7 protein-coding genes and 1 pseudogene are annotated in these 7,844 nt (G+C 38.8%); all 8 read left to right on the forward strand.

Annotated elements, in window-relative coordinates:
- Positions 1 to 306: hypothetical protein (locus tag V7D75_RS04090; protein ID WP_333613518.1), on the forward strand; the 306-nt coding region annotated here is incomplete at its 5' end.
- Positions 307 to 315: 9 nt separating this feature from the next.
- Complete coding sequence (locus V7D75_RS04095) at positions 316 to 1,560, forward strand: hypothetical protein (protein WP_333613519.1); 1,245 nt, start codon at positions 316 to 318, stop codon at positions 1,558 to 1,560.
- Positions 1,560 to 2,036: a hypothetical protein gene (locus V7D75_RS04100; RefSeq protein ID WP_333613520.1), complete on the forward strand. Its 477-nt coding sequence runs from the start codon at positions 1,560 to 1,562 to the stop codon at positions 2,034 to 2,036. Before V7D75_RS04095 ends, V7D75_RS04100 begins: the two co-directional genes overlap by 1 nt.
- Before the next feature lie 230 nt (positions 2,037 to 2,266).
- Positions 2,267 to 3,028 carry a DUF2345 domain-containing protein gene (locus V7D75_RS04105; protein ID WP_333613521.1) on the forward strand — a complete coding sequence of 254 codons (762 nt, stop codon included), beginning with the start codon at positions 2,267 to 2,269 and terminating at the stop codon, positions 3,026 to 3,028.
- A gap of 3 nt (positions 3,029 to 3,031) precedes the next feature.
- Positions 3,032 to 3,571, forward strand: coding sequence for a type VI secretion system amidase effector protein Tae4 (locus tag V7D75_RS04110; RefSeq protein ID WP_333613522.1), 540 nt, complete (start codon positions 3,032 to 3,034; stop codon positions 3,569 to 3,571).
- Positions 3,572 to 4,557: 986 nt separating this feature from the next.
- The gene (locus V7D75_RS04115) at positions 4,558 to 6,282 is read left to right on the forward strand and encodes an amidohydrolase (RefSeq protein ID WP_333613523.1); all 1,725 of its coding nucleotides are present in this window, start codon (positions 4,558 to 4,560) and stop codon (positions 6,280 to 6,282) included.
- A 110-nt stretch (positions 6,283 to 6,392) separates the two neighbouring features.
- Complete coding sequence (locus V7D75_RS04120; RefSeq protein WP_333613524.1) at positions 6,393 to 7,331, forward strand: alpha/beta hydrolase; 939 nt, start codon at positions 6,393 to 6,395, stop codon at positions 7,329 to 7,331.
- Positions 7,332 to 7,432: 101 nt separating this feature from the next.
- Positions 7,433 to 7,844 (forward strand): annotated as a pseudogene (gene dapD, locus V7D75_RS04125) (2,3,4,5-tetrahydropyridine-2,6-dicarboxylate N-succinyltransferase); the annotation flags it as partial.

A 7,844-nucleotide genomic window follows, 5' to 3' on the forward strand; every position in this document is an offset into this window, starting at 1 on the left:
AAGCATAGTAAGGCTGGGGGCGGTAAAGATGGGTTGAGCTTGGCGGGGTTGCCTAACAAACAAATATTAAGTAATCTTTATAGTATCGCATACAAGTTCACAGATGATGAAAGCCATCCATTAGCATTTGTTGAATATGAAGCCATTAATCTCAATACTGGAGAGCAAAAATCAGGAAAAACCGATGAGAATGGCAGAACTGAACGTTTTTCTTCAAATAATCCTGAAGAAATTGAAGTTTACTTAAAGCTTGATGAAGACGATAACGTAGTTGAGTTGCATGAAATAACTGACGATAGCATTTAGGACAAAAAAATGAGTAAAATAACTACAAAAGCCTCTTCAAGATTAGGAACGCTTAATCTCTACAATCAAAGTATTAGCGTACCGACGCTAGTAAACTTTGAATTAACAACCGACCTTACAATAGGTGCAAATAATAAAGGAACAGGTGTAATTGACAAAAAGGGCTTAGTATTTAATAAAACTTATAAGTTCTTAGCTAAGTTAGCAGGCTCGAAGAATAGTATTGAAAGTACGAAAATAGTTTGGGTTATTAAATATATGAGCCCTAGTACCTCTAGGAATAAGTTTATAACGTTAAAGGCAATAACTGTAGGACCTGAGTTTAAGCTAGAGTTGAAAGACAAGTATAAAGATATTGCAGGTTGTGAAATCGAAGTCAGTTGTTACATGGAAGCGAGACCAAAAAAATTTCATAGTAATAAATACTTCGTCCATAATCGTTTCATGTACTTTGATAGTAGCAAGGTACTTAACCAAGTGAAACAAAGAATGATGTATCCTTGGATGATAGATCAGGGTGCTTCATCACTCTGTGGTATGGCATGCCTATACTATATCCTTATACAACGTGACAAATATTTTTACAAGAAAGTTGCTATTGAACTACATCGTACAGGCAGCTATACATTTAGCAATGGTTATAAAATAGAGCCAAACAGCTCCATGTACGATATAAAGCCTACAGATTCTAGTTATGTAAAGATGAAAATGGATGAAGCTGATTGGATAGTGTTAGCCTCTACACGTAGTAGTGAAAGTAATCTAAGATACGATGGTATCGAAACTGGGTCATTTGATCAATTAGGCGCCGTGAACTGGATGGGAATGCTTACTCGCATGTGTAAAGATGTGGCAGGCTATAGCAGTGCAAAAAGTCATGATTTAGGTTTAGTAGATGTTGGAAAGACAATAATTAATAAGAGAAACTTTAGTATAGATAAATTATTTGAAATGGATAAAAAATATAAATCTGGTAAAAAAATAATAATAATGATACAGCCAAAAATGATTGATGACAAAAAAGGTGATAGAGATATAAACTCAATTCATTGGGTAGTTTATGAAGGTGGTTTACAGTTTTTTGATGGTGATGGACATAATGTCGCAATTGATTCTTTGCATATTGGAAATGTAAAGTTTGATATATTTACTTGGGGATACAACCCCAAAAACTCTCCAAGAATTATTTCAAAGCAAGGGATTAGTGCTACTAACTTTTCGACTAATTACTATGGACACATTGAGGCAAAGTAATGAATAAACGAACTTGCACTCTTATTCTTATATCTATATCACTAACTGGTTGTCTAAGTGATAGTAATGTCTGTCCTAATACTTTAAACCCTACAGTTAACATACAAAACTTTCAACAGTTAACTGATAAAGATGAAGCCAGCTTATTAATGATAGATAAAGATAGAAAAATAGTTTCAAATTATGTTTTTAAATATATTAAAAGCTTTGAAGACTACACTGTAGTTTATTTTGATAAAAAAGAAAGTATTAATCCAAATAATGTGTATGAAATAAAATATAATAATGAAATATACTTTATATATGATATAAAAATAGCAAACAATACTAAATATAGATATTGTAGCGATGAAACAACTTATAATGTAAACAATTGCCAATCTCAAGGTTATATTTTAGATATAGACCCCTCTTGTGCTATACCCGCTGACCAAGCTGATGAATATTTTGAAAGATATGTTAAGTCAACTATGTAATTAACACTATAGCTATTAACTAGACCTCTTGCATAAGTCAGCGCTATCTGTAGAATCTTCGTCATTAGGAGTCAACAAAATGTCAATTTTGAAAGAGGTCTACTATTGATACGACGACTAAACCCTCATGCAGTCTATCGGTGATAGCGAACATCTGATTAATACAGGCAGTCTGCTGTCATCGACTCGCCCTAGTCTATTTACCACAAATAATGAGCAAGCGATTGAAAGTGGCTATAGACACAAAGCTGATAACGGCCTATGACCATAGTGTCATCAAAATACAGTTAGAGAATATCAGTGATGAGCAGCAAACCAAAACCTATCAATCCACGCCATTCACGCTCATTGATAGTGCGGCTGATACTGGTTATGTCAGTGATGACCTACTCATTCACCGGTCAATGGGTGAAATGATAACCACCACGCAGCAAGATATGCTAACTAGTAGTGGCAATAGCCATAACCAAGTCAGCAGCGAGTCACTCAATATAATAGCCGATGGTCAATTTAGCATGACCAATGCCAAAGACAATATTACTCTCTCCGCCCATACAGGAAAGCTTGAAGCCACGGCAAAGCAGGATGTCAATATCGCCTCCTCGACCAAAGAGGTTGAGATAGTGGCAACGAATAAGATTACGCTGACGGCAGGTGGTGCAAGTATTACTTTGGATGGCGCAAATATTACGATAGCGGCTAAGCAGTTTACGGAGAAAGCTGGGAAGCATAGTAAGGCTGGGGGCGGTAAAGATGGGTTGAGCTTGGCGGGGTTGCCTAGCTTGATAGCTGGTGCAATGTACAAAGCGCAATTTAGATTTGCTGACGATGATGATATTCCCTATAGTTTCGTTGATTATATTGCGCAGGCTGAAATAACGGGTGAAGTGTTTGAAGGTACGACTGATGAAGATGGCTTTACCGATGTGATGTACACCTCTATAGAACAAAATATAACTATCCATCTAAAAAATGATTCAGATAAGGAATAATACATGCCTAATGAACCTAGCAATAGAAGTCAACAAGTAAATATTAGTAGAGATACATTGTTCAAAAAATTGTGGCGAAACTATCCTGTCAATAAATCTGCTCCTGATACTTATAAAATGGTCGGTGGACAAGCTGCACTGCATAAAGAGAACCCAGCATCCTATACAAACGCATGTGCTTTAAGGTTAAGTAGATCTCTAAACTACTCTGGATATAGAATAAAAAATAGGGAGTCTGGATTTTATACTGTAAAAGGGGAGGATAACTTTAGTTATTTGCTGCGTGTTAAAGAAATGATAAAACTAATAAAGAGTAAATTTGGTAGCCCAACATCTACTTTTCTATCTAGTAATACATCTATGGCTAGCGTCAGCGGGAAGCTCTCTGGAAAAACAGGAATAATAATCTTTGATGTTAGTGGATGGAGTGACGCTACTGGCCATGTTACTTTATGGAATGGAAGTGCTTGTGGCGACAGCTGTTACTTTGTTCCCCATGCTCCTGCTACAACAGATAGAATACTTTTTTGGGAAATAAAATAATGAAGCCATTTAGTTACTTAACAATAATATTGCTATCGCTATTCAGCCAATCTTGTTATTCACAACACGATGAATATATAAAATCCTCTAGACTATCCCTACAAAACTACGGGTTTTCTTATTGTATGAAAAAAAAATCAGAAGAAAAGAACTTACCTTACCTAGATTACTCTAGAGCCTTAGGTATTTACCTTAATAACGGTAATCATAATAGTCCAGATGTATACAATTCAGTCCATTCATACATAACAGAAAACATTAAAAGCAATAACTTTAAATCTTTTGATGGTGATAACACTACATTCTCTTGTCTAGAATTATATAATAGCAAGAGATATGAAGAATTCATAGAATCCTTAGATAGTTATATGACACCAGAATAGAACCCTTCCTAAAAAATATGTCACTGCTTACAAACACTGAACCGCCTCGTAATTGTCGGTATTGGAGACCCAAGTATAGGAAAGATTACGACATACTACGAGAACCAGCCTACCGCTACACCCGAAATCACTAGTCAAGCCAAAGGGCGTTGCCCAGCAAATCAGCCCTGTCCTATATCTGGTTACTGGTTCACTTTAGCCAAAGCAGATAGCAGAGCTTACTTTAAAAAAGGCGACATCATGCCAGATTACCCTCACAATAACTGGGGCGAGGTTATTTGGCAGTTCGATGGTAAGAAAGCTTAATATCCTCTACTTATTCATTCATACTGAAGTCCGATATCTTTATAATTGTCATCGCCGCTTTATATCATCTCACCTTAAAAGCATTTCGTTTCATTCTTAGTAGTATGACGTTTTAGTACGAGAAAAAGTTTGCTACAAAAAGCTGTTTTTGAAAATGTAAAATAAGTTTGTAGATCTGGCTAAAAAGTGCCAACGTTAAATTCATAAATAACATTGACCCTTTAAAGCTTTATCGCTACATTGGATAGAGCTCTTATTTATGTGAAAAAACTATAAAAAACTATTAGGGATAGCGCCATGACTATAGGTATTATTAAGCCGACGTTACTGAGTATTGGACTGATGAGCATGATTGGTTGTACTGCCCTGCAAACCACCGCAAAACAGCCAAATACAGAACAAACAAGCGATTCAGCAACGGTTTATTACAATGGCAACATCATTACCATGGAAGGTGAGCAGCCGCAGATGGTCGAAGCTTTAGTCACGCAGGCTGGCAAGATTGCTTATGTTGGGGATTTAAATACGGCGCAATCAAAATATAAAAATGCGGCGCAAGTAAATCTAAACAGCAAAACCTTGCTACCAGGCTTTATTGATCCGCACAGTCATTTTGATATGGTGTCAAACACCATGGGTCAGGCAAATTTAAACCCGCCGCCAGTTGGCAAGATAGATAGTATGGATAAATTACTACAAGCCTTAAAAGACTATAAAAAGGACAATAACATCGCCGATGATGAATGGATCTATGGTTGGGGTTATGATGAGAGTCAATTAAAAGAAGGTCGTCATCCAAACAAAGCAGATATCGATAAAGTATTGCCTAATAACCCTGTATATCTGCAACATACCAGCGGTCATATGGGTGTCGCCAATAGCAAAGCCTTGGCAGCCCTGAACATTACCGCAGATACTAAAAATCCAGAAGGTGGAAATATAGCACGGGTTAAAGGTTCTAGCGAACCAAATGGTCTTGTCCAAGAAACCGCTATGTATCCATTTATGCGGCGAATGCTAGAGGTATTAGAGCCCAATCAAGCTAAGTTTTTTGAGCAAACTCAAGATTATTATGCCAAAAATGGCCTGACGACCGCCCACAACGGTTCAACAGCTCGTAATACTATTCAGTTTTTCCAAAAACAAGCCGATGCTGGCAAGCTGAAAATCGACTTAGTCGCACTGGCAGGCAGCAGTGATTTAGATGAAAACTTAGCGGACAAAGACTTTGTTTGGAAAACCTATCAAAACGGTTTTAAAGTACAAGGGACTAAAATCATAGCTGATGGCTCGCCGCAAGGGAAGACCGCTTATTTTAGTCAACCTTATTTGACGCCAGTACCAGACTGCAAAAAAGACTGTCGCGGTTTGCCGAGTATCAGCCAAGATGCGCTCAATGAGATGTTTGCCAAGGCTTATAAGCACGATAACCAGCTGTTTATCCATAATAATGGCGATGGCGCGACAGATATGATTATCAAAGCCCACGAATATGCGGTTAAAAAGACGGGGAAAGCCGCTGATAAAGATCGCCGTACGGTGCCCATTCATGCTCAGTTTGCGCGCCCCGATCAGCTAGAAGCCTTTAAAAAATATAAGATGCTACCGTCATTTTTTACCAATCATGCCTATTTTTGGGGTGATGTGCATGTGCAGAATTTAGGCAAAAAACGCGCTGATTTTTTAAGTCCGATAGCGACAGCGGATAAAATGGGGTTAAAATACACCAACCATTCTGACGATACCGTGACGCCTGTCGACCCGTTATTTACCGTTTGGTCAGCGGTTAATCGCACCTCGCGCTCAGGCAAGATTATCGGCGCCAATGAGCGCGCGACCCCTTATCAAGCGCTCAAAGCCATCACGACCAATGCCGCTTATGAGTATTATGAGGAAAATAGCAAAGGTACCTTAACTAAAGGTAAGCTCGCTGATTTGGTTATATTAGATAAACTTAAAGATATTCATGTGGTTACTACCATTAAAGAAGGTAAAATAATCTATCAGCGCCCGACAAAGTAAAACTATAATGACAGCATACTAAGAAAAATTTAATGCTTTATAGTCAAGTTCATACAAGTTTGACTATAAAGTTTTTTCTGTCTCTTTTATATCAATATTAGGATTCGTTTATGAGTAACACCGAGCAAATTACCTCCTCTGACAACACCCATTATCTGCACCATACTTTTTTTGAGCCAAGCGATAATACCACGCCGATTACTGCTACCCTACTGATCGTGCATGGCATGGCGGAACACAGCGGTCGTTATGCAGAGCTTGCGCAGTTTTTAGCAGATAACGGTATTGCGGTCGCCACTTATGATCAGCTGGGTCATGGAGAGACGGTTAAATCAGCCAATGATTTAGGTTTTTTTGCTGAAGAACATCCCGTGCAGTCATTATTAAAAGACGTTATTATCATGGCAGACAGTCTAAAGGCCCGACATCCTGATGTGCCGCATTTCGTTATGGGGCATTCGATGGGCTCGTTTATCGTGCGCAACGTCCTCAAACATCACGCGCAGAACTTTACTGGTGCTATCTTAATGGGTACTGCTGATGCCAATCCATTGACCAAAGTGCTATTACCCATTAATAAAGTACTGGCAAAAGTGGCGCCTAAAAAGCCGAACCCAGTCTTTGCCAATGTGATGAATAAGGTACTCAATAGCAAGCTTGATAATCGTATCTCTTCTTCAGAATTTGCTTGGTTAAACGAAGATCCTCAAGCTATCGAAGCTTATGAAGCCGATCCATTGACGGGTTTTGATTTTACCAACAATGGGTTTTTGACCTTGTTTAGCTTGATGGAAGCGGGTCTCAATAAAAACTGGGCAACGACCATTGCCAAAGATTTCCCGATGTTACTGGTCAGTGGCGAGAATGACCCGATCGGCGATATGGGCAAAGGTATTCGCAAAATTGCCAGCCGTTTAGAAAAACAGAACTTTAGCAATATCACGCTACAGCTCTACCCACACATGCGCCATGAGCCGATTCATGAACAAAATAAACAGCAGGTTTATCAAGATATTGCAGACTGGATAAATAGCAATACTGCTGCCTAGTAACAAAATGCTTGGTAATAACATGCTTAGCAACATGCTTGATTAATTTAAACGACCACTTTTATTATCTTTTTTACCCTTCACCAACTTTAGGAATATTTATGACATTGCAACAAACCATCGAGCAAGCCTTTGAAAATCGTAACGACTATAGCCCAGCAACCATGCCACAAGACATACGCGAGGCTATTAACGCAGTGCTTGAACAGTTAGACAACGGTAGCTTGCGTGTTGCTGAGAAAAAAGATGGCGAATGGGTGGTCAATCAATGGGCCAAAAAAGCGGTATTATTATCATTTCGTTTAAACGATAACTATGTCCAGGCGGCGGGCGAACACGTGCAGTTTTATGACAAAGTGCCGACAAAGTTTGCTGACTGGACTCAAGAGCAGTTTAAAGCAGCTGGCGTACGCGTGGTACCACCAGCGGTTGCTCGTAAAGGCTCATACATCGCAGCCGGTGCCGTGTTGATGCCATCGTATGTCAACATTGGCGCTTATGTCGACCAAGGCG

The organism is Psychrobacter sp. (genome assembly GCF_036731945.1).
Taxonomy (GTDB): domain Bacteria; phylum Pseudomonadota; class Gammaproteobacteria; order Pseudomonadales; family Moraxellaceae; genus Psychrobacter.

Coding starts and splice junctions, on each gene's coding strand:
- V7D75_RS04120 (WP_333613524.1), top strand. CDS start 6,393: ATGAGTAACACCGAGCAAATTACCTCCTCTGACAACACCCATTATCTG.
- V7D75_RS04095 (WP_333613519.1), top strand. CDS start 316: ATGAGTAAAATAACTACAAAAGCCTCTTCAAGATTAGGAACGCTTAAT.
- V7D75_RS04115 (WP_333613523.1), top strand. CDS start 4,558: ATGACTATAGGTATTATTAAGCCGACGTTACTGAGTATTGGACTGATG.
- V7D75_RS04110 (WP_333613522.1), top strand. CDS start 3,032: ATGCCTAATGAACCTAGCAATAGAAGTCAACAAGTAAATATTAGTAGA.
- V7D75_RS04100 (WP_333613520.1), top strand. CDS start 1,560: ATGAATAAACGAACTTGCACTCTTATTCTTATATCTATATCACTAACT.